We start from the raw sequence: 21,988 nt of genomic DNA, 5'->3' as shown, positions 1-21,988 counted from the left end.
GGGATTGGTTTGTAGGTTTTCTTTTCTTCAAAAATTCCTGCTTCTTGTGCAATTTCATCATAAGTAGTATCAAATACGTCTTCTGTGTCTTTTATTTTACCAGTAAAGTTTACTCTAACAAAATCTCCGTTATCTATAGCCATAATATTAGCTCCTTATAATTTTGATTAAATAATTTGTTAATAAATATAGTATCAAGTGAAATATCAATGACTTCCTCTTCACACTAATTATACAATAAATAATTATATCGTTTTTAGTTTATATATGCTACTGTTTATAGTATTGAAATATGCAAATAATCAAAATTCAGAAAAATATGTATCAGGAAAAATTAAAAAAAACATGATAGTATTAAATAATAACTTTAACAAATAAGTTAAACAAATGTTGACCAACAGTAAATATGGAGCATTATGACTATCTCAAAATCAAAAAGAATCTTTTATTATGATTTCTTAAGAACAATCGCTATTCTTGCAGTAATATTATGTCATGTAGATGGAATGATAGGTTATGGATTTAATAATTTAAAAAATGCCATTCCGGGTTTTTTAACAATAATATCTGTAACAGGAGTTCCGATTTTTTTAATGTTGACTGGAGCTTTATTGTTGAATAAAAATTATTCCTTGATTGACTTTTACAAAAGAAGATTTAGACGAATAATCCCTCCATTCATTTTCTGGATGGCAATTACAATAATATTCGGAGTAATATTTCTTAATTGGTCGAATGTTGATGTCTTTAACGAATTTTTTGGAATTACCTCACATACATGGTATATATGGACATTAATCCCAATATATATTTTATTACCCTTAATAAATGAATATATCAAAAGATTCAAATTCAAAGGAATTGAATTACTATTGATTATCTGGCTAATAGCCATTATTTTTGATGTTTTTACCCATATCCCAATCTGGTTTGTTTTGAGTAATCTTTTAGGATTCATGGGATTTGTAATATTAGGATATTATTTGGATAATAAGAAATTCAGCATATCTAATAAAAAAATGCTTTTATTTGGAATATTGATTTTTACATTATTTACTCTGATGCACATGTTTGTAATGTACAATGAGATTAATGTGTATACAGATATCTATTTGAATATTCTCACGATTTTTCAATCATGTGGAGTATTTTTAATTGTGAAAAACCTTGATATTCTATCTAAAAATAATCTATACACTAAAATAAGGTCAAATTATATTGGAAAAATTGTCATTAGCATAAGTATTCTTAGTTATGGAATGTATTTTGCCCATTATATCCTAATCAAATACTTCGAAACATTGAATATACACTCCATTAAATTACTTCCAGCGATTTTTATACTGATAGCAGGATTATCCTGGTTAGTTAATCTAGTATTAAGTAAAATCCCATTTGTTAAATCAATTTCTATCTAACGAAATTTTATTTAACACACTCAAAAATGTTTTCATCTCTAATCAGCGCATATCTATCGACAGCCTCATGACCTAAATTTCTTATAAAATCATCACTGACTATTTTAAAGCCTGCATCGATTAGCCTATCTTTAAAATCTCTTCCATAAAGCCTTAAATGATCGTCCTGACCATAATATTTTTCTCTAAGCTCAGGAGTATTGTATTGAGGATTTTCGAGTGTCTTTGTTTCATCATACGGAAGTTCAAATGCAATTCCGTTAATTGGAACTAATATTAAAGCAGTCCCAGATGGTTTTAAAACACGTTTTAACTCACTTATTGCTTTTTTATCATCAACAACATGTTCTAGAACATGAGAACAGTAGATTAAATCAAAGAAGTCATCTTCATATGGAATATCCTGTATATCAACAATTTCACGAATGAACGGATTTTCATCACTTATATCGACAGGATAGTAATCTATTTCCTCTCGATTTTTAAATAAATCATAAAACATTGATTCAGGAGCAAAATGAAGAAACTTATACCCTTTCCTTAAGAGATCTGGTCTTTCCTTGAAAAATAAATATAATGCACGATGGCGTTCATGACTATAACAATTCGGACATTCGACTTCTTTGTGGATGATTTGAGGATAAGGTCTAAAATCAATACCTTTATAACCACAAATAGGGCATTCTTTTTCGTATTCACTTAATTTCAGATTTAATAATTCATTTTCTTTTAAAAGTTTATTATAATTAGTTTTATAATAATTATAACTGTTGCTTCTTTTTAAAAAAAATTCCTTGATTTCAATCACCTTAATCTTCTAAATCTTTGGAAAAACATCCTGATACCCTTTGTGTATCTCCAACTTCTTGAAGAAACTAAACAATTTTTTATAGATAATAATCTGTTTCTTTCATTAATTAAATTTAAATGTTCTTCAAAAATAGAATAAACCCTATGATAATCTTCTGGAGTATCAGATTCAAAAAATATTTGATATTTTTCCTTTAGATTAATAGGAATTACCTCATTTTTATCAAGATTAACATCATTTAAATATGATTTGGCTAATCTGAAATATTCCTCACTGACAGGAGGATTCATGTGAAATGTTATTTGCTGTGTTTTGAAAAATTCATATTCCTGTTCAAACTCTTCAAAATAGTTTTCATTTTTAAGAAACTCGCATACAAAATCAACCACAGGATAAATATCCATACTTGTATCATCAAATGTAACTGAATTTGGATTATCAATCCTATAATAATATAAGATTTCATCTACAAATGAAATTTTTGATGCTCGAAGCATAGATTTTACATGGAATAAAACATCCTCATAAGCAATGTTTTCATTAAAAACAAAATCCTCATACCTACTTAGAAAATCCTTATTGTAAAATTTAGTCCAAGGGGCAAAATATGAATTCAACACATTTTCTTTAATAGAATGATAATCAACAGCAAAATTATTAAAATTACAATCTAAAAAGATTTCATCAAACGGAATATAATTTCTTTCATTGACAAATTTATTATTTTTAATTTTTCCCACTTTAAAGATTGTAAAATCAGAATCATTATTTTTAATATTATTCAAATTCAATTCCAGAAATTCCGGGCAAATATAATCGTCATAGTCCATGAAGTAAATAAAATTTCCATTGCAATTTTTCATCCCATTATTCCTTGCAACACCCGGACCGGAATTTTTTTGTGAAATAATTTTAATTCTGGAATCATTTTTGGAAAATTCATTTAAAATAGCTAAAGTATTGTCAGAAGAACCGTCATTAACACATATTAACTCAAAATCTGAGAAAGTCTGGTCTAGAATACATGGTAAAGTGCTATTTAAATAATTCTCACCATTGAAGATGGGCATTATAATTGACACTTCAACCATTTAATTCACAGCTCCTTTTAATGTTTTTTGCAATTTTCTCAATGGTTTAGTAATTTTCCAACTATTAGAAGTTAAAACTAAATTAATGAATTTATTTAATTCTTCTATTTCCTTTTCATTTTCAAAGTTACTCATTTTAAATATAAATTCTTGTGGACTTTCACATTCCATTCCCAAATTAAAAATTAATAATGCTTTTTCATGCACTTCATCAAATATTTCTAACGATTCATATTCTGTTTTGTGAGAAATAAAATCTGTTTTCATTTTTTCAAAAAACACATCCCTATAATTAAAATCTGTGGCTTTGAAATATTTATAGGTGGAAAACATCTTTTTTTCGAAAATTTTTGTTGAATATTGCTCAAAGTAACCGAATGACTTCGCAATATCTATTACCATATTAAATATCTCTATCCAATCTGAAAATTTATCCGAAGATGATTGAGTAATGGAATCCGCCCGAATACGACGATTATATAAAAATTCATCATAGAAATAGGCCTTTTTAGCTTTGAACATTGCTTCTGTAAAAAATGGATTGTCTTCAAATATGTACCCCTCCGGAAATCTCATATTTTCAATTAATTCTTTTTTGAATAGTTTCCCGGGAGCAGTAACAGATATCGTGAAGATTTCAGAACCTGTATCTTTAAAATCAAATATATTATCTCCAACCATTTCTTTTAAATACTCCATAGTGAAATATTTATCTTCCATCTTTTCTCTAGTTACATCATCAAAATTTATCAATTTAAAGATTAATATGTCCAACTGTTTTTTTTTGGCTATATTATATATCTCTTCAAATGCAGTCAATTCCAAATAATCATCTGAATCAATGAAGAGTATATATTCCCCATTTGAGTTTTCAATACCAATATTTCTTGATGCGGAGAGTCCTTTATTAGTTTGAGTAATTATTTTAATCCGAGAATCGTTATTTGAATATATGTCCAATATCCTATTTGTACTGTCAGTTGATCCATCGTTAATACAGATTATCTCAATATCTGTGAATGTCTGATTAACAATACTGTCCAAACACTCTTCAAGATATTTTTCTACATTATAACATGGGACAATGACTGATATTTTGGCCATTAAAATGCTCCTAAAAGATACATGATTGAAAATTATGTAAATTAATTGTTTTATTACAGACAAATAACATATTAATCATATATACTTTATTAGAAATACTATTTAAATTTTAAAATACAAGGATTTATTCAACATGCACGATTTAAATTTTATCCAAATAATGGAAAAATTACTTATCAAATGCTCTCACTAAAAAACTAATATTTATAAGAGTCATAAATATAATCCATGCAAAGAAGAGGCGCAGTTAATTTACCCCTTCATGGAGGCCATCCTCCAAGTTGGCTGTTTTCAAGAATGGTTAAGCTGTCAGGGGCATTGACTTCAGTGATAATTGAGGAATACAGTTTGGAGGAATTCCTAAATCGTATATCCAACCCATACTGGTTCCAGGCATTTTCCTGCGTTCTGGGCTTTGACTGGCATTCCTCCGGAACAACCACAACAACATTGGGAGCCCTAAAAGCATCGCTGTCTCCTGAAGAACACGGAATTTACGTTACCGGAGGAAAAGGCGCCAAATCAAGAAGAACGCCTCAAGGAATTGAACATGCTGGGGAAGTGTTTAATCTGAAAACAAAAACCACGGAAAAACTGGTTGAAACAAGCAAATTATCCGCCAAAATCGATAACTCATGCATTCAGGACGGATACACATTATACCAGCACAACTTCTTTGTCACTGAAAAGGGGGATTGGGCGGTTGTCCAGCAAGGCCTAAACACTGAAAACAAATATGCGCGCCGCTACCACTGGCTTGGCAGCGAAGTTGACAAGCTATTAAACGACCCTCATAGCGGAATATCCTGCGATTTGGAAACCCCAAATACCCTAAACATGTCTTCAAAAGACAGCGAGGAAGCTCAAAAGATAAGTGTTGATTTGATTAATGACAATCCCAATCATCTAAGACAATATTTTAAAAGGAAAGACAATCAGTTACTCCTAGAAGACTTTACAATGCCTGCTCATCATCCTGTCCTGGATATGGACATTTCCGATAAGGAATTTGAAGTGCTTACAAAGGCCTGGGAAATCCAGCCTGAAAACTATGAGGAACTAATTTTACTGAAAGGAATCGGTCCCAAAAAAATAAGGGCGCTTGCGTTAATCTCCGATCTGGTTTATGGAGAACCTGCAAGCTGGAAAGACCCCGTGAAATATAGCTTTACCCATGGAGGAAAAGACGGTTTTCCATATCCTGTGGATAAAGAAGTGTATGACAATTCAATCCAGACCATGCGAGATGCCATTGAACAGGCAAGACTTAAAAAAGATGAAAAACTGAAAGCCATTAAAAGATTGGATGATTTCATCTCTTAACGGTTTTCATCATGAATATTAACGTTTTTTCCATGAGCTGTTGGGATGACTTCAAGTACGGGATTTTCAAATTCCAAATCGAACTCATTACCATCCATCAATAGATGTTGGAACACTGCAAGTGAAGACACTTCAGAGTGAGGCTGTGTGGTTACTGATACGTTCCAATCCGCCGCCTTATAGACTTTTCCAGGAACTTTTGATCCACCAACGATGATTAAAATATCTGAACCGTCTTTTCTAACTTCAGGTGCGGTCAGATGCGCCTGTGTACCGTACATTGTCAAATGCACCACTTTGCCGCCATCGGCCTTCCATTTATTGATGACACTCATGTAGCTTTCGGCGTATTCTATTTCAAAATTTCCTCCGAATCTGGAGGCGGTGTCCCTCACATTTTCCATCAACTTATTGTCGCGTTCACCGGCCAAATAAATCTTACTTGCTCCGAATGCACGTGCTGTTAAGCATACATGAGTTGTAATGCGAGTATCTCTTTTTAATCTATGGTCCAATCTTAAAACATTAACATTCATACTAATCAGTTTATTATTAATCTTAGGGATATATAAATTTTGATGAGAAAAACCACTTTTTGTCAATCAGTGGAGGTGAACATGCCTAAATTGGTATGGAAAGTGAAATATTGCGAAAAACATATTTTAAATAGTGGTAAATCTCATCAATACTAAATTATACCACCTAATATTTAAACTAATGCATATGCTATCTTCAATATTTATTTAAAAGTGTAAAAATGAGTTAAATGAAAAACAATGCTACTGCCATGAACAATAATGAAAATAAACGTCCCACTTCATTACTCATTCCCAAAACATCACCATTTGCAAGGACAAAATTGCGTCTTGCGATAGTGGCTATCATAATTCCTGACACCATGGCACCCAGAACTCCGCAAATGCCGACCCATCCTCCAATAAGATAGGCAATCATTGCAATAATCACTGTTGAAGCAAAATAATTGGCAGGATTAGTTTCTTTTATGAAGTAACTTCCTATTCCTGGAGTTAAAGGTTTTGACAATAATGCAGTGGTGAGCAAGGATGTTTTTGCAGTCATTTCACATATTATAATACCCACTATAAAATTATAATCCAGAATGTTATAGATTCCGGCAACCGTCAGGCTTGCAACTATAAACAGTGTGGCCATTCCTCCAGCACCGACAGATGAGTCCTTCATGACCATGATCTTTCTTTCAGGCTCCCCATGAACCATCACCCCATCGGCCATGTCCATCACACCATCCAAGTGGTTGTAACCTGTGATGATCATCAAAAACGCATAAACAATGGCTGCTGTGAAAAATGAGTTTAAATGCAGGATTTCAAATGAGACATAACCGCAGATTGCAGCCAGAATACCTATGAAAATGTGTATAAATGGCCATGCCCAAGTTAACTTGGTCATATACTCTATTGAAGTAAACACATTGATTGGCAAAATTGTTGAGAACGTTAAAAGTCCTAAAAGTGATTTTATTGGGGAAAACTCCTCATCTTCAAAATAGTTATCCTCTTCCATAATCATTCCTCATTTACTACAAGTAAGATTCTATTAATCTTAATTATTATACTTTCGGTGAAAACATCATTCATTCAACAGCCTTTCCACTTCATCCTTACGTTCAAATAGAACACAACCCCCCTCATGGTCATCTAAGAGAAGGTCCCCATCTCTAAGAGACCTGAATAATTTTGAATCCAACGCCTCAAGAAGAGAAGTGTCATTAACGTTAATGTCGGAGTAAGGTGAAGCCGGACATGGTTCGGCGCCCCCATGGGAATTTATATGGAAAAATCCTCTTCCCGCAGCCAGGCATCCCCCTGAAGTTTTTTCATCACCTGGAAATGATAAGAATAGCATGTCCAAATATTTTTCACGTAAATAATCAATTTTATCCAATAATATTTCTCTTTCTTCATCGTCTGGAGCCAAATCAATTGTATCTTCATTGACGGGTACGTATTCTATGAAAAACACGACTTTACAACCCAATTCATATAAATAATCAATGAATTCATTAGAAATTAACGAATCAAGGTTTTCTTTGGTAAAAGTAAGCGAAGCTCCAAATATCAAATCCTTCCTTCTCATCAAGTCCATTGAACTGACCAATTGATTATAAACCCCATCTCCTCTTCTGGAGTCAGTGTCTTTCTCATCACCTTCAATAGAAAAAATTGGAACAAGATTTCGGTTTTTGTCAAACAGATCAATATACTCCTCATTTATGACAGTTCCATTAGTAAAAATCGGGAATAGGATTTCTGGAAATTGACTTGCTTTTTTTATTACGTCTTCCCTTAGCATAGGCTCTCCGCCTGCAAGAACAATGAAACTTATTCCAATATCTCTTGCTTGGTGAAATATACTGCCCCATTCATCACCTGAAAGCTGGTTTTGAGGAGTTTCATCACTGCATGCGTCGTTGGCACGGGAATAACATCCTGTGCAATGCAGATTGCAGCTGCTAGTAATGCTTGCAATCAGGAAAACAGGAATATGATGGCCTTTTTCCTCATAATTTTGTCTGATTTTAGTGGCTTTCCGGGCATATTTTGAAAATCTAGCTAAGAATAAACTTTCTTTAGGATTTTTTAATGTTGCACGAATGGCATTTTTTACAATATGTTCGACGCCATTGGCCAGATACTCCTGAATATCAAAATCGGCGCTCATGGACTTTCCTCAAATTTTAGTTACGCACCCTGCAATCAGCCCTGCAAAAGCGCCGTCGAGAATTTGCGGCAATCCCCAAATAATTCCGGGTTTTGCTTCAATACATCTATTAAAATTAAAGATTCCCTTGGTTCCTGCAATTTGATTTGAAATTGCCAAACCTAAAACATCGCTAGTGTGAAAATCTTTGCTTGCATTGATTTCCCGTATTCTATTGCCTGTGACGTCCTGTTCGAATCTCATTGCGGCCGCCAAAAGCGCTGCGACATTAGTGTCGTTTAGAGATTTGAAAATTTGCGCCTTCATTTTATCTTTAAGCTCATCTGTTATCTCAACACCTTCAACAAGTTCCATACCAGCATCAACCAAATCTCCAATGAGTATTCCTTCAGCAACAAAATAATCAAGAATGCCGAATGTCAAGTTAAGCTTTTCAAATGCGTCTTCCAAACTGATTTCAACGGCATCGGAAATTCTTGTTTTCAAATCATCAAAATCAATATCATCATATTCTGCATTATTGATGTCTAAAGATTCGTCAATGTCAGGAAGATTTCCTAAAACAGCCAAAAAATCATCAGTATTTAAAATATTCTGAATATGCAATGGCAAGGCCATATCTGCCAGAACTTTGGCCTTAATTCCGGTGATTAATTTAAATATCATGAGCAAATCTTTTGGGGAAACTGCCTTATCGATGTATATTACATGACTTAAATTGATTCTAGCATCACCAAATCCTTTAGGGGAGTTTGCAACCTGCAGATTATCAGTGAAATCTTCAATGATGACATCATTTGCCATGAATGTGAAAATAGTCAAATCATCATAGGTATTTGTAAAGTAATCAAGAGATTCTGTTGCCTGTGCGATATATGAACCTTTTGATTCATTGAAAATCTCCGCTTTTTTTGCAGCGGCCTTGAAATCATTTTTAGCATTTACTATATTGACATTTTCAACTATATCTATGCCGTCGCTTACAGTAAAGTCGCTGAATGCTAGAAAATGATTGGGGTTGTTAATGCAAATCCCATAATCCTTTTTGATGATACTGAATTTCATGTGATAATATATATTAATTATTTAATTTAAAGTTATATTATAACAGAAAAAGGACTTATCATCATGACAATAATTATTGACCCTCAGGGTAGTGGAATAGCGGGAAACATGTTAATCGGCGCATTCGTTGATTTGGGTGCTGATGCAGATGAATTAAAACAGATAATGGAATCATCAGCCAAAGAATTTGGGAAAGTTAATGTGAATTTTAGCAAAATCTCAAAACATGGAATAGAATCAACATTCTGCAATGTTGAAATGGTGGAACATAAACATTCAATTAATTTCAAGGAGTTTATATCCAAAATTGAAAAATTAGAATTGGACGATAAAATTAAAACAACTTCAATTAACATATTCAAAAGAATTGCTGAAGCTGAAGCGAAAGTTCATGGAAAAAGTTTAGAAGAAGTTCATTTTCATGAAGTTGGAGCCAGCGATGCTGTGGCTGATGTGATAGGTTCCCTTTATGCTTATTATAGTTTAGGTTATGACAATCAAAAGATCATTGGCCTTCCGATAGCTGTTGGAGGGGGAAGAGTCAATACCACTCATGGAATAATACCTGTTCCTGTTCCTGCCGTTGTTGAGATTTTAAAAGAAGCAAATATGGTTGGAGGGCCTGTCGACAGTGAACTTGCAACCCCTACAGGATGTGCAATCTACATGGAGCTGTGCGATGAGATAAAAGAATTCGTTCCGATGATAAAAGCTGAAAAGGTAGGTTACGGCGCGGGCAGGAAAGATTTCGACCACCCTAATGTTTTAAGAATAATTGAAAGTTCTGAAATCTGTGAAAGCGACGAGATAGATGTAATCGAAACGAACATCGATCACCTTACAGGAGAGGAAATAGGCTATTTGTTTGATGTCCTGCTCGATGCCGGGGCAAGCGATGTGTCAATCACTCCGATAATCATGAAGAAAAACCGCCAGGGCAGTCTTTTGAAAGTTATTTCAAAAAAGGATAAAAGGGAAATTATTCTAGATGCTATTTTCAAGGAAACCGGAAGCCTAGGCATCAGAATAGCCCCGAATATTCACAGAGGAATTTCCAAACGGGAATTTGAAAAAAAGACATTTATGATTAATGGCAAAGATTATGAAGTGACCTTTAAAATAGGATATGTTAACGGTGAAATAATCTCCAAAAGACCGGAATATGAGGATTTGAAAAGAATTGCAGAGGATAGTGGACTGCCTTTAAAAGAGGTTAAAGAGTTGGTTCGATGAAAAAGGCGATTTCTGTTTTCTCGGGAGGCCTTGACTGCACTGTTGCAACATGTGCATATGATAAAGATTATGAGATTCATGCAATAACTTTTGACTATGGTCAAAAAGCGTTCAAGCAAGAGCTTAATGCTTCAAAAAAAATCTGTGAGAAGATGGGCTGGACCCATGAGGTAATTGATTTGCCATGGCTTTCAAAAATCAGCAATTCAAGTTTAAACACTGATGAAGCCATTCCAGAAATCCTTGAGGAGGATTTGGACAATTTTGATAAAAGTAGTGAAACTGCAAGTAATGTTTGGGTTCCCGCCAGAAATACTGTTTTCACATCAATTGCACTATCATATGCAGAAAGCATCGGTGCGGAGATAATTATTGTCGGATGGAACGGCGAGGAAGGCACTACCTTTCCAGACAATTCAAAAAAATATTTGGATGAGTTTAATGAATTGATAGGTGTAGGTTCGCCTGAAAAAATAAGAATTGAAGCACCATGTATTGATTTGAACAAAGAGGAGATTGTTGGATTGGGTGTTGAAATTGGTGCTCCAATCGAGTTGAGTTATTCCTGTTATAAAGGGGAAATTGAACCCTGCGGTGTTTGCGAAAGTTGCATGAGGCGGAAACGAGCATTTAAAAAATTGGGAATATGACTAATCGTCATATTTTTCAAGTCTTGATTTCCAATTAGTTTCATCTAGACTCATGTCTTCTCTTAAAGAATCTGTGGCATCTGCCATAGAAAGGAACACTTCCTGGAACCCTTCCCTTGTTTTTCTATAATTTGCGGTGTGAGTTCTTTTAATTCCTATGTTTCCTGCTTCGGTGTAGGAATCTATATCTGCACCGATGTAGATGAATTCCCAGTTATGGTTGCCTATTAGGTTTCTTATTTTTTCTTTTGAAAATTCGCGGGAAGCGTTTTCCATCCCATCTGTCATGATTACAAATAATACTTTGTTGTCGATTTCCCTGTCTAAAGTGTTAATTGTTTTTCCGATTGCATCCAAAAGTGCTGTGCATCCTCTTACCCAGTATTCGTTGCGTGTAAGTTCATCCACTTCATTAATCGGTTTTCTTTTGTACAACACTTCATATTGATCGTCAAAAAGGACTGTAGTTACACGAGTGTTTAGGTTTTTGTCTTTTTCCCTTTGAATGAATGAGTTGAATCCTCCGATTGTATCTTCTTCTGAACCGCTCATTGAACCGCTGCGGTCCATTACAAAAATTAAATCCAAATTTTCACATGATGGCATTTCTTTCATTTTTTCACTTCCTGTTAATTTTAAGTTAATACTTTGTGTATAACTTACACACAATATATTAACAACTAATAGTATTTAAAGTTTTTGATAATATTAAAAAAAAGTATTTTCACCTGTTTGAATAATGCTTATGAAAACAGTTGTTTCAAAACATTGGTTAAGAAATCTTTAAAAAAAATCAGGACATGTGAATAAAAAAAATGAAAAATAAGGATTTTACTCCTTATCTAACTTTGATTTTGACTGTTTTTGCCACATTTCTAAAGTACTTGTTTCCCTTATAGATTATTTTTGCATTGAAAGTGCCCTTTTTGGTCAGTTTGGTGATTTTTAAAATGGCCTTTCCATGTTGCCGGTTATTGCAGCATATGTTTTTCCTTTGACTTTCAGAGTAATTTTTGCTTTTTTGATAGCTTTTCCCCGATTGTCCTTGAGAACAATTGTGTACTTCTTGACTTTAACAGATCTTTTGAAAGTTTTCTTTTTGGCTGTCAGTTTAGGAGTGGCCTTTTTAACTGTGACCTTAATAGATTTGGTTGAATTGGTATAATTATCATTTCCGTTGAAAGTTACCTTAGCAGTGTATTTATAATAATCAGGTTTTTATGAAAAAAATTGAAAATGATGAAAAAAATTAAAAAAAAATATGCAAAAAGTGACTTCCACCCCCAGCCAAAAAAGTCCCTCATAACATATTTATATTTCATCATGTTCCCATTAAGGATTTCTTCAAGACATACTCCCATTTAGACATGAGAAAAAAGATTGAAAATAACCTGCAAGTATTGGTTTTGAATAAAACATTCATTTGATTTTATCCAAGACTTCCAGTCCCTCTTCAGACAATCTATAAAGACGCCCTTTCCTGCTTTTTGGATTAAGACATTCCACAAGATTTTTTTCCTTTAGCTCTCTTAAAACATTGGAAATATGGCTCTGTAAAATATCGCTGTCCTTGGCAATCTCTTTAGGAATCTTAATATCATCACCTATAGCCTTTAAAGTACGGGACCTGTAAGTCGACTTATTAACATATCTAACTACATCATCATCCATAAATATCCCTCTAAATTTTGTTGCCGCAGTTCATGCAAAAGGAATCTCCCTTATTTACAGAAGCCCCGCATCTGCTGCATTTCAACACATCTTCAAATTTGGCTCCGCAATTAGTGCAGAACTGATCATCACCGGCTGCCTGAGCCCCGCATTTCGGACAATTTTTACTTCCATTTAAACTCTTAAAATCCCCTTTAGGTTTTGAGGGATTGCCTATTACAGGTTGTGAATAGAAATCTTTCTGATTTTCTATTTCATAGATTAAATCATTCATAGCAGCGATTCTTTTAGAATCAGCCGGGTGAGTTGAGAAAAAATCATGCTCATTCGAATTTTTGGAAGACATCGCCTCCCAAAATACAGGAATATGTGAAATGTCATAACCCGCCCAGTGAATTATCATCATGCCCAATCTATCGGCTTCAAGCTCCTGGTCCCTTCCCCACGGGTTAATCAGCAAGAACTGGGAACCGACACTAGCAACATTGGTAGCGGCCCGGGTTAATGAACCAAGGGCTCCCAGGCCAAACAAGTCCATTGCAATGCTGCCGACCCATGCTGCGGAAGTCAAGGCGTTCTGGGCATTCTGAGCACTGATTCTTGTTCTTGCATGGTCAAGAAGTGCATGAGCCATTTCATGACCTAAAATAAATGCAACCCTTTCTTCAGTATTTGCAACAGACAGAATGCCTGAAAACATTACAATCTTTCCTCCAGGCATGCAAAAGGCATTTACGGTATTGTCTGCAACCAAATGAAAATCCCAGTCATAATAATCTTCAACATAATCCAATCTGCCGATTTTGGATAAATAGTTTTCAACAGCCTGAATCAATTTAATGGCTACATTTCTAACGATTTGGCCATCCTGAGTATTGTCAAGAAGTTGTGATTTATTAATCATTTCATAATATTCATTATATGACTGCTGAAGAAACTTATCGTCATTTACCATATCAAAATGTGATTTTCCGGTGAATGGATTTATGCTGCTTCTATCATCCTTTGCCATACTATATTTTATTAACACTTTGTGTATAAAAACTTTTTTAATATATGAATGCTATAACTCTTAATTAGGTGATAATATGATGCATAAAATTTGTCCAAGATGCGGATCCAGAAACGTTGACTGGATTATTCCACAGAACTGGTCACAATGTATCTGTAGGGATTGCGACTATACCGGTCCGATTATTGAAGGAAATGATGAGCTGGCTAAAGAAATCAATGACAGTTATCTGAAATCTATGGAAAAAATATGAACTTGAAACTCCTCAACTAGAAGTCGAAGAGTTCAATCAAAAAAATATGAAAATCATTCATACTTAAAACATGTGCTGGTCTTTTTAGAGTAACAGTTATTGCAGCTTTGACAAATGGAAACCCCTTCGCCATTCGCTTTCCAATCCGCTAAAAAATTAGCCTGCGCCACAAACGGCTTGGACATTGACATGAACTCCACATCAGTATGGTTTAAAACATCATTCATTGAGGCCATATCCCTTGAGTTTCCGCCTAAAATAACTGGAATGTCAATTTCATCAATCAATCTGTCAACATATACCAGAAATGGATTTTTTTCAGCACCGTCATAAAGGAATGAAATTGTACGTGCAGTCAACTGAATACTGTCTGCACCTGCCTTTTCAAGTTCCTTTGCAATAGCAATACTTTCATCAGCAGTAATTCCTCCATTTCTCACGTCCCATGGATTGATCCTGATGCTTACATGCATATCCATAGTCTTTTTAATGACCTTAATGATTTCTGATGCTATTCTCACACGGTTTTCGGTACTTCCACCGTATTGATCTTCCCTTTGGTTAAAATAAGGATTGATGAAACGGGTCAAATAGAAATTATTACCCATGTTTATCTGAATACCGTCAAAACCGGCAAATGAAAATTTCTTAGCGGCCATGATAACTTCTGCCTGGAGCTTTCTTATTCCTTCAAGTGTCAGGTCATTGGCTTCGGCCTTTTGATTGTCCCCGTCATCATAGTAAAAAAACGCCAACTGTCCTAGAATGGGAACATCATTATCATGACAGATTTCACTTATTATCTTATAATCTTTAATGAAACCCTTATAATTTAAACTTGAAGAGTATGGGGCAAATCTGTCCTTATAATCAAGTGCAAAAATCTCTGATATTATTAAACCGGTACCGGAACTTGCAATCTTTTCGTATCTGTCGAATATTGCCGGTGAGAGAAATCCCCCTTCCTCGGTTTCTGTTTCCCAGGTACCTGTTCTTACAACTCTTCCCTTAAGTTTCAAATCTCCAAATTGACATTCATCAAAAATATCCTTCATAATCATCACACCATAACTATTCTTTAATTATGAAAATATATAAATCCAGCAGTAATCTCAAAATAACTTATTAAAAAAAGAAAAATAGAAAGTAATCTATTTGATTACCATTAAAGTATCTCCAATGCTTACTGCATCACCAGGTTCTACGAAAATATCTTCAACAACACCATCAACTTCTGATTGAATGTCGTTTTCCATCTTCATAGCTTCGATTACAGCAATAGTGGATCCTTGTGTAACTTTATCCCCAACGTTTACGTTGAGTTTGATTACCATACCTTGCATTGGTGAAGGAACTGCTCCTTCAACCGGTTTGAAGTTTCCAGAATTGGTTTGTTCAATTTCCATAAATCCGGTAGGCATGATTTTAACTTCATATACGTCTCCATCAACTTCAACATTATATTGGGTTGGTATTCCAATTCCCTCATCATCGGAAATCGCACGGACAGGTTTGAGTTCTTCCTCTTCGGCTTCCCCTTTAAGGAATTTTGGAGCGATTGGAGGATATAAAGCATAAGTTAAAGCATCTTCATCAGATTTTACGAATCCTTTTTCTTCACCTTCGGATTTGAACTTGTCGAATTCAGGTTCGAGCAAATCTGCAGGCCTGCAGGTAATTACCTCTTCATCACCAATAATCCTTTTAGATATTTCAGGATCAACTGGTGCCGGAGATTTGCCGTACATTCCTTTCATATACTCTTTAACCTCATTGGATACGGTTTTGTATCTTTCTCCACCCAATACGTTCATTACGGATTGGATACCTACAATTTGACTTGTTGGTGTAACGAGAGGCGGATATCCCATATCTTTTCTTACACGAGGCATTTCATCCAATACGTCATTGTATCTGTCAAGCGCATTTTGCTCTTTGAGTTGGGAAATGAGGTTTGAAAGCATTCCTCCAGGAATTTGATATAATAATACATCAGTATCAACACTTTCGGATATCGGATCGAGAATACCTGAGTATTTCTCCTTAATGTCCTCAAAGTATTTTTTAATGACTGTCAATAATTTTAAGTCCAATTCAGTATCGAAATCTGTTCCTTGAAGTGCCGCAACGATACTTTCAGTTGGAGGCTGACTTGTACCCCAAGCGAGAGGTGAAATAGCTGTATCTAAAATATCTACACCCGCTTGGCAAGCGGCGTAGTAACTGATAGGGGTCATACCACTAGTGCAGTGACAATGCAAATCTACAAGCAAATCGGTTTCTTCTTTAAGGGCACTTACCAAATCATAAGCTGCAGTAGGAGTTATTAAACCAGCCATATCCTTAATTGCCACTGAATCACATTCAAGCGCTTCCAACTCTTTTGCCAGGTTGACGAAATCGTCTAAGGTATGTACCGGGCTTATGGTATAACTTATTGTTCCTTGAACATGTGCTCCTTGAGCTTTAGCTACCTTAATTGATTTTTCCATGTTACGGATATCATTTAAAGCGTCGAAAATCCTGAAGATATCCACTCCATTTTCATAGGATTTTTCAACGAATTTTGTTACTACATCATCAGGATAGTGTTTATAGCCCACTAAGTTTTGTCCCCTCAAAAGCATTTGAATTGGGGTATTGTTAAATTCGGATTTTAGGTTTCTTAATCTTTCCCATGGATCTTCATTCAAATATCTTATGCATGTATCAAAAGTTGCTCCACCCCAAGCTTCTACAGAGAAATATCCAACTTTATCCATCTCTTCAGCAATAGGAATCATGTCCCTGGTCCTCATCCTAGTTGCAAGTAAAGATTGGTGAGCATCACGAAGTGCTGTTTCAGTAATTCTCACTTTTGCCATTAATTACACCTCTTTCAAATTTTTCATTTATAAAGTAATCTTAAATTATCCAACTATAATATATGTCTTTATTATTATATAAATTATAAAGATTTAATAGGCAATCTTGAAAAAATCGTGAAAATTGCAAAAAAAGAAATGTGCAATAGATATTGAAAAATATCTATTAAAAAAAAAGTAAGAAAATTGAAAAATTATCTTTCTAATTCGCCAGAAATGAATTTTTCAACATTTTCATATGCTTCATCATCAGTGAATTGAATTGGAGGGTGTTTCATTGTGTATGAAGAAATTGAAGTTAATTGACCACCAATTCCTCTTTCTAAACCGATTTTACAGCATCTTACCGCATCGATTACGCATCCGGCTGAGTTCGGAGAGTCTTCAACACTCAATCTTAATTCGATGTTCATTGGAACATCACCGAATGTGCGGCCTTCCATTCTGAGGAAGCACAGCTTATTGTCATTTTGCCATGGGACGTAATCACTAGGTCCGATGTGGATGTCACGATCGTCCATCCTTTCTGTCAATACGGATTGAACAGCTTCTGTTTTTGATTCTTTTTTGGAATCCAATCTTTCACGGTTAAGCATATTCAAGAAGTCAGTGTTACCACCAGTATTGATTTGATAGGTTCTGTCTAACTTTACACCCCTATCCATGAATAAACTAGCTAGTGTTCTGTGAGTGATAGTAGCACCGATTTGAGCTTTAATATCGTCTCCAACAATAGGAATTCCTTTTTCTCTGAATTTAGCATCCCATTCATCATCACTTACAATGAATACTGGCATACAGTTAACATATGCGACACCTGCATCAAGAGCGCATTGTGCATAATATCTTGCGGCCTCTTCAGAACCTACAGGCAAGTAGTTTACCAATATTTCGGCACCGCTGTCTTTTAGTACTGAAACTACATCAACAGGTTCAGCGTCACTTACCACAAAAGTGTATTCATCGTCATAATTTGACATGTGTTCTGCTACACCATCCAATACATGGCCCATGCATACTTTAACATCATATTTAGGGATGTCCTTTTGGAATACGGTAGTGCAGTTTGGTTTAGCAAATATTGCCTCATCAATAGTTTTCCCGACTTTTCTTGCATCTACATCAAAAGCTGCAACTACTTCAATATCGCTCGGAGTATATCCCCCAATATCCCAATGCATTAATCCTATTGCATCTTCTGGATTTTTACCATCATAATAATGAATTCCTTGAATTAAGGAACTTGCGCAATTCCCCAATCCTACAATTGCTATTTTAATCTTATTCAATTATAACACCAGCTAATATTTAATAATTTATAATACACTATTATGTATTTGTAATACACTTTATATAATTTATTATTTTCAATACATTATTCGAAAATTTCATTGACATTTCTTAAAAATTTAATCGCATCATCAAAAGACTCATCCATTTCCTCTTTGGAATTGAATTGGCTCTTTATTACTGCAAAAGTATCGTGATTTTCAATTACTTCAGGAAATTCCATATAGTTAGGGCCAAACAACTGAGTGAGATAATGATCACAGTCTTTAGGGCTTTTAAAATTGAGTCCTTCAAATTCTATGGAACTTAAAGGAAAAATTTTATCGTAATCGAAGATTTTTATTTTCCAGTGAGGAATCCCTTCAAAAGTTTCTGAAAAGTGCTTTGTTTTAGAATCCGTAAATCCGACTTTCTTTCTCAGAGACTTGAGTTCATCATGGAATTTGACTTTATTATTTAATAAGTCATGATAAAATTTATACTGGACAGGCGTGAACTTATCGGAAAAGTTTTCCAGATCATCATCCAACAGGAAATCATAAGGGAAAATGTCTATTTTTATATACGGCCTTAGCCATGCGATTTGCAAAAAGTTATATTTTCCATCTATAATATGCTCCCCGCTTTTATCCCGAATATCATAAACGCTATTGAATCCGTCAAAATAATTTTTCCTGTTTTCCAAAAGCAATGTTAAACCGCAATGCTCCTTTAAGTTATATTTTTCGATTTCTGTAGGCAGGACTTCGATGAATTTATTATAATCATTTCGAAGAGCGACCAAATCAATGTCATCATCCCATGGAATGAATCCGCCATGCCTTACAGCACCTAAAAGGGAACCAAAACCTAACCAGTAATCGATGCCATGCTTTTCAGCGACATTATCAATGAAAATCAGCAACTCCGCATATAAAACATGAAATTTGCGGCGAAATTCCTTAATCTCATCACTTTCCAATGACAATTCCAATAGATAATCCTGAGGAGATACTCCGTTGGCTTTTTTTAGCCTGTCTGTAATATCGAAACTTAATTTTAGGATTTTCGGATTGAATTTTATAAAATCCGGAAGTTTGAAATAATAATCTTCTAAACTCATATTTCCCCCAATATCAATTAAAAATAGCTTTCTTTTAAGAAATATTATTTTCAATTAATGAAATGAAAAATAAACTTCGAATTATTTTTTTAAATATTATTTAATTCAATGAGATATATAAAAGTATGGGAAATCATTTAAACCAATTGGGACAGTTAAATATTTATTTACAACAATCCAAAATTATGAATATAAACTGTTTATTGTATTTTAACCAAAGAATTAATTATTAGATTATTTTAAAATGAATAAGGAATTTTATGATATGAAAATGAAAAAAGTCCTATATATCGCATTTAATTACAATCATGATACTGGAATTGCATCAAAGAGAATAAGGGGTGTTTCAAAATACCTGCCCTCATTCGGTTGGCAACCAATCGTGATTGTGCCGAGAACATCCAACGAGACCGTTGAAATAGATAATGTAAGAGTTATCGAAACCGATTATCAGGACATGATATCAAAATTTATGCGCAAATCCACCACCACAGGCAGAAAACGGGAAGTGAGCAGCCGAGACCAGACAAATAAACTTATCTCCAAGTCAATATCTGTTGCAGGAGAACTTTTTGCATATCCTGACGGTGCAAAATATTGGAAAGAACCTGCAATTGAAGCGGCCAGCGAGATTATCGAAAATGAAAAGGTTGATGCGATATTGTCAACTTCTTCTCCAGTCACTTCACATTTAATTGCCCATGATTTAAAGGAAAAATATGATATTCCATGGGTGGCCGATTTGAGGGATTTGTGGAATCTGAATCCGTATATACAACATAATGTCATTAGAAAGCATTTTGAAAAGAGATTGGAAATGCAGACATTCGAAAGCGTTGACGCCCTTGCAACAACCACATCACTTGCAAAGCAGACCCTGCAAACCATACATCCGAACAAGAAAATCGTTTCAGTCGTATCAGGTTATGACCCGCAAGACTTTGAAAAGATAGAACAAACAAGCAAAAGTGAAAAATTGACGCTGATTTATGCGGGATCACTTTACAACGGGAAAAGAGACCCTTCAATATTATTCGATGCCATCAGTCAGCTGATTGGAGAAAATAAAGTGGGCAGTGATGAAATCTCTGTCGACTTTTATGGGGAAACCACAAATCTCCGGGAACTTTCACAGAAGTACGGTATCGAGAACAATGTCATGATTCATGGGAAGATTACTCAAAATGAAGTTCTCAAACGGCAAATGAATTCGGATGTCTTACTGTTAATCTCATGGATGAACGAATCGGAAAAAATGTTCATCCCCGGAAAAATCTATGATTGCATGGGCTGTAAAAAACCTGTCCTGTCAATAGGATACAGGGAAGGCTCTCTTAAAGATTTGATCGATGAGACAAATATTGGATATCATGTGTCCAATGTTGAAGAATGCAAAAAAGCTATTTATGATTATTACACTAAATATAATAAAAACGAGCTAAAATATAGCGGAAATGAATTTGCAGAAAACTATTCTCTTAAAAACACTGCAATGAATTTTTCAAAAATCCTTGAGGAAGTTATATGAATCCATATATAGAAATTTTAAGACCGGGAAATGCTTTAATGGGAGCGATTTCAATAATCTTGGTGGCCATTATCGACAGAACAATCAGCATACCTATTATTCTTGCGATGATTGCAGTATTTTTTGAAACCGCTGCCGGAAATGTTATTAATGATTATTTTGATTACAAGATTGATTTGATCAATAAGCCTGAAAGGCCTATACCATCTGGAAGAATTTCCCTTAAGAATGGAAAGAATTATGCATATTTCCTATTTTTCGCAGGAACAGTGTGCGGATTTTTAATCAGTTATCTGACCTCAAATTGGATTCCGTTTATTATTGTTTTAATTGCTGATGCTATTCTTTATCTATATGCATATAAATTGAAAACAACTCCATTAATTGGAAACCTGGCTGTGGGATTCATGACAGGTTTCGGATTTGTTTTTGGAGGATTCACCATAAACAATCCAGATATCATAACTACCTCCATATTTTTAGGATTCTTTGCCTTTGTAATGACAACTGCACGTGAGATTGTCAAGGATATTGAAGATGTGGAAGGGGATAAAAAAGACGGCGCCAGGACTTTACCTATCATGATAGGTAAAAAAATCCCTGCGATGCTTGCCGCCATTCTTATCGTTGTTGACTGTGCGTTATGCCCTTTATTATTCATTTATCATATTTTTGGAATATTGTACCTGGCCATAATTGCAATCGCAGTGATATTATTTATTTATTCCGCAGTTTTAATTTTAAAATCACAAGATGAAGCTACAGCGCACAAATCGTCTAAATTTTTGAAAATCGGAATGTTGATAGCTTTCCTATCCTTTGCACTGGGGTCAATTATCTGATAATATTTAAATAAATTTATAAAGAAAA

At 34.5% G+C, this 21,988-nt stretch carries 21 protein-coding genes; 7 read left to right on the top strand and 14 right to left on the bottom strand.

Features of this window, described 5'->3' with window-relative positions; translation table 11 throughout:
* The first annotated feature begins 416 nt into the window (after positions 1–416).
* Positions 417–1,418, top strand: coding sequence for an acyltransferase (locus IJF99_RS07055; protein WP_292793543.1), 1,002 nt, complete (start codon positions 417–419; stop codon positions 1,416–1,418).
* A 7-nt stretch (positions 1,419–1,425) separates the two neighbouring features.
* Here the strand turns inward: IJF99_RS07055 and IJF99_RS07050 are convergent, their stop codons facing one another.
* From IJF99_RS07050 to IJF99_RS07040, 3 genes are all read right to left on the bottom strand, one after another.
* Positions 1,426–1,920 (bottom strand): class I SAM-dependent methyltransferase, encoded by a 495-nt coding sequence (locus IJF99_RS07050; RefSeq protein ID WP_292793541.1) that lies wholly within the window; start codon positions 1,918–1,920, stop codon positions 1,426–1,428.
* A 302-nt stretch (positions 1,921–2,222) separates the two neighbouring features.
* Positions 2,223–3,320, bottom strand: coding sequence for a glycosyltransferase family 2 protein (locus IJF99_RS07045; protein WP_292793538.1), 1,098 nt, complete (start codon positions 3,318–3,320; stop codon positions 2,223–2,225).
* Positions 3,321–4,424 (bottom strand): glycosyltransferase family 2 protein, encoded by a 1,104-nt coding sequence (locus IJF99_RS07040; RefSeq protein ID WP_292793536.1) that lies wholly within the window; start codon positions 4,422–4,424, stop codon positions 3,321–3,323.
* A gap of 228 nt (positions 4,425–4,652) precedes the next feature.
* Between IJF99_RS07040 and IJF99_RS07035 the strand changes: the two genes are divergently transcribed.
* A complete protein-coding gene (locus tag IJF99_RS07035) occupies positions 4,653–5,747 on the top strand; it encodes a DUF763 domain-containing protein (RefSeq protein ID WP_292793534.1) in 1,095 nt (364 codons plus the stop codon).
* On the opposite strand, the gene IJF99_RS07030 is transcribed toward IJF99_RS07035, so the two are convergent.
* From IJF99_RS07030 to IJF99_RS07015, 4 genes are all read right to left on the bottom strand, one after another.
* Positions 5,744–6,283: a tRNA (cytidine(56)-2'-O)-methyltransferase gene (locus tag IJF99_RS07030; RefSeq protein ID WP_292793532.1), complete on the bottom strand. Its 540-nt coding sequence runs from the start codon at positions 6,281–6,283 to the stop codon at positions 5,744–5,746. The two genes, IJF99_RS07035 and IJF99_RS07030, sit on opposite strands and share 4 nt — an antisense overlap.
* 226 nt (positions 6,284–6,509) lie before the next feature.
* The gene (cobS, locus tag IJF99_RS07025; RefSeq protein WP_292793530.1) at positions 6,510–7,292 is read right to left on the bottom strand and encodes an adenosylcobinamide-GDP ribazoletransferase; all 783 of its coding nucleotides are present in this window, start codon (positions 7,290–7,292) and stop codon (positions 6,510–6,512) included.
* A gap of 66 nt (positions 7,293–7,358) precedes the next feature.
* Positions 7,359–8,450, bottom strand: a complete 1,092-nt coding sequence (locus tag IJF99_RS07020) for a radical SAM protein (protein ID WP_292793527.1) — start codon at positions 8,448–8,450, stop codon at positions 7,359–7,361.
* A gap of 9 nt (positions 8,451–8,459) precedes the next feature.
* Positions 8,460–9,515, bottom strand: a complete 1,056-nt coding sequence (locus tag IJF99_RS07015; RefSeq protein ID WP_292793525.1) for a phosphatidylglycerophosphatase — start codon at positions 9,513–9,515, stop codon at positions 8,460–8,462.
* Positions 9,516–9,578: 63 nt separating this feature from the next.
* Here IJF99_RS07015 and larC point away from each other — a divergent pair, with 63 nt between their 5' ends.
* Both larC and queC read left to right on the top strand, forming a co-directional pair.
* On the top strand, positions 9,579–10,748 hold the full coding sequence (larC, locus tag IJF99_RS07010; protein ID WP_292793523.1) for a nickel pincer cofactor biosynthesis protein LarC: 1,170 nt from the start codon (positions 9,579–9,581) through the stop codon (positions 10,746–10,748).
* Complete coding sequence (gene queC, locus IJF99_RS07005; RefSeq protein ID WP_292793520.1) at positions 10,745–11,398, top strand: 7-cyano-7-deazaguanine synthase QueC; 654 nt, start codon at positions 10,745–10,747, stop codon at positions 11,396–11,398. The genes larC and queC overlap by 4 nt, the downstream gene beginning before the upstream one ends.
* On the opposite strand, the gene IJF99_RS07000 is transcribed toward queC, so the two are convergent.
* From IJF99_RS07000 to IJF99_RS06990, 3 genes are all read right to left on the bottom strand, one after another.
* Entirely contained in the window at positions 11,399–12,013 is a 615-nt protein-coding gene (locus IJF99_RS07000) for a vWA domain-containing protein (RefSeq protein ID WP_292793517.1), read from the bottom strand.
* An 804-nt stretch (positions 12,014–12,817) separates the two neighbouring features.
* Entirely contained in the window at positions 12,818–13,069 is a 252-nt protein-coding gene (locus tag IJF99_RS06995; protein WP_292793514.1) for a winged helix DNA-binding protein, read from the bottom strand.
* A 10-nt stretch (positions 13,070–13,079) separates the two neighbouring features.
* A complete protein-coding gene (locus tag IJF99_RS06990) occupies positions 13,080–14,081 on the bottom strand; it encodes a M48 family metallopeptidase (RefSeq protein ID WP_292793511.1) in 1,002 nt (333 codons plus the stop codon).
* Positions 14,082–14,157: 76 nt separating this feature from the next.
* Here IJF99_RS06990 and IJF99_RS06985 point away from each other — a divergent pair, with 76 nt between their 5' ends.
* Positions 14,158–14,334: a hypothetical protein gene (locus tag IJF99_RS06985; RefSeq protein ID WP_292793508.1), complete on the top strand. Its 177-nt coding sequence runs from the start codon at positions 14,158–14,160 to the stop codon at positions 14,332–14,334.
* 53 nt (positions 14,335–14,387) lie between these two features.
* Here IJF99_RS06985 and IJF99_RS06980 read toward each other — a convergent pair whose 3' ends face one another.
* The 4 genes from IJF99_RS06980 to IJF99_RS06965 form a co-directional block, all read right to left on the bottom strand.
* On the bottom strand, positions 14,388–15,389 hold the full coding sequence (locus IJF99_RS06980) for a tRNA-dihydrouridine synthase (protein ID WP_292793506.1): 1,002 nt from the start codon (positions 15,387–15,389) through the stop codon (positions 14,388–14,390).
* A 96-nt stretch (positions 15,390–15,485) separates the two neighbouring features.
* Complete coding sequence (gene oadA, locus IJF99_RS06975) at positions 15,486–17,198, bottom strand: sodium-extruding oxaloacetate decarboxylase subunit alpha (protein WP_292793503.1); 1,713 nt, start codon at positions 17,196–17,198, stop codon at positions 15,486–15,488.
* Between the two features lie 194 nt (positions 17,199–17,392).
* Positions 17,393–18,487 (bottom strand): inositol-3-phosphate synthase, encoded by a 1,095-nt coding sequence (locus tag IJF99_RS06970; protein ID WP_292793501.1) that lies wholly within the window; start codon positions 18,485–18,487, stop codon positions 17,393–17,395.
* An 86-nt stretch (positions 18,488–18,573) separates the two neighbouring features.
* Complete coding sequence (locus IJF99_RS06965; protein WP_292793497.1) at positions 18,574–19,590, bottom strand: LicD family protein; 1,017 nt, start codon at positions 19,588–19,590, stop codon at positions 18,574–18,576.
* Between the two features lie 265 nt (positions 19,591–19,855).
* Here IJF99_RS06965 and IJF99_RS06960 point away from each other — a divergent pair, with 265 nt between their 5' ends.
* Positions 19,856–21,118, top strand: coding sequence for a glycosyltransferase (locus IJF99_RS06960; RefSeq protein WP_292793494.1), 1,263 nt, complete (start codon positions 19,856–19,858; stop codon positions 21,116–21,118).
* Positions 21,115–21,960, top strand: a complete 846-nt coding sequence (locus IJF99_RS06955; protein ID WP_292793491.1) for a UbiA family prenyltransferase — start codon at positions 21,115–21,117, stop codon at positions 21,958–21,960. Before IJF99_RS06960 ends, IJF99_RS06955 begins: the two co-directional genes overlap by 4 nt.
* Positions 21,961–21,988: the final 28 nt, after the last annotated feature.

The organism is Methanobrevibacter sp., assembly GCF_017406825.1.
Taxonomy (GTDB): Archaea; Methanobacteriota; Methanobacteria; order Methanobacteriales; family Methanobacteriaceae; genus Methanocatella.
The sequence above is the reverse complement of the archived record's forward strand: the minus strand, read 5'-3'. Positions and strand labels throughout refer to the sequence as shown.

Excerpts from the sequence above, each read along its gene's own strand:
- IJF99_RS07055 (WP_292793543.1), top strand. The coding sequence starts at position 417 with ATGACTATCTCAAAATCAAAAAGAATCTTTTATTATGATTTCTTAAGA.
- IJF99_RS07050 (WP_292793541.1), bottom strand. The coding sequence starts at position 1,920 with ATGTTTTATGATTTATTTAAAAATCGAGAGGAAATAGATTACTATCCT.
- IJF99_RS07045 (WP_292793538.1), bottom strand. The coding sequence starts at position 3,320 with ATGGTTGAAGTGTCAATTATAATGCCCATCTTCAATGGTGAGAATTAT.
- IJF99_RS07040 (WP_292793536.1), bottom strand. The coding sequence starts at position 4,424 with ATGGCCAAAATATCAGTCATTGTCCCATGTTATAATGTAGAAAAATAT.
- IJF99_RS07035 (WP_292793534.1), top strand. The coding sequence starts at position 4,653 with ATGCAAAGAAGAGGCGCAGTTAATTTACCCCTTCATGGAGGCCATCCT.
- IJF99_RS07030 (WP_292793532.1), bottom strand. The coding sequence starts at position 6,283 with ATGAATGTTAATGTTTTAAGATTGGACCATAGATTAAAAAGAGATACT.
- cobS (WP_292793530.1), bottom strand. The coding sequence starts at position 7,292 with ATGGAAGAGGATAACTATTTTGAAGATGAGGAGTTTTCCCCAATAAAA.
- IJF99_RS07020 (WP_292793527.1), bottom strand. The coding sequence starts at position 8,450 with ATGAGCGCCGATTTTGATATTCAGGAGTATCTGGCCAATGGCGTCGAA.
- IJF99_RS07015 (WP_292793525.1), bottom strand. The coding sequence starts at position 9,515 with ATGAAATTCAGTATCATCAAAAAGGATTATGGGATTTGCATTAACAAC.
- larC (WP_292793523.1), top strand. The coding sequence starts at position 9,579 with ATGACAATAATTATTGACCCTCAGGGTAGTGGAATAGCGGGAAACATG.
- queC (WP_292793520.1), top strand. The coding sequence starts at position 10,745 with ATGAAAAAGGCGATTTCTGTTTTCTCGGGAGGCCTTGACTGCACTGTT.
- IJF99_RS07000 (WP_292793517.1), bottom strand. The coding sequence starts at position 12,013 with ATGAAAGAAATGCCATCATGTGAAAATTTGGATTTAATTTTTGTAATG.
- IJF99_RS06995 (WP_292793514.1), bottom strand. The coding sequence starts at position 13,069 with ATGGATGATGATGTAGTTAGATATGTTAATAAGTCGACTTACAGGTCC.
- IJF99_RS06990 (WP_292793511.1), bottom strand. The coding sequence starts at position 14,081 with ATGGCAAAGGATGATAGAAGCAGCATAAATCCATTCACCGGAAAATCA.
- IJF99_RS06985 (WP_292793508.1), top strand. The coding sequence starts at position 14,158 with ATGATGCATAAAATTTGTCCAAGATGCGGATCCAGAAACGTTGACTGG.
- IJF99_RS06980 (WP_292793506.1), bottom strand. The coding sequence starts at position 15,389 with ATGAAGGATATTTTTGATGAATGTCAATTTGGAGATTTGAAACTTAAG.
- oadA (WP_292793503.1), bottom strand. The coding sequence starts at position 17,198 with ATGGCAAAAGTGAGAATTACTGAAACAGCACTTCGTGATGCTCACCAA.
- IJF99_RS06965 (WP_292793497.1), bottom strand. The coding sequence starts at position 19,590 with ATGAGTTTAGAAGATTATTATTTCAAACTTCCGGATTTTATAAAATTC.
- IJF99_RS06960 (WP_292793494.1), top strand. The coding sequence starts at position 19,856 with ATGAAAATGAAAAAAGTCCTATATATCGCATTTAATTACAATCATGAT.
- IJF99_RS06955 (WP_292793491.1), top strand. The coding sequence starts at position 21,115 with ATGAATCCATATATAGAAATTTTAAGACCGGGAAATGCTTTAATGGGA.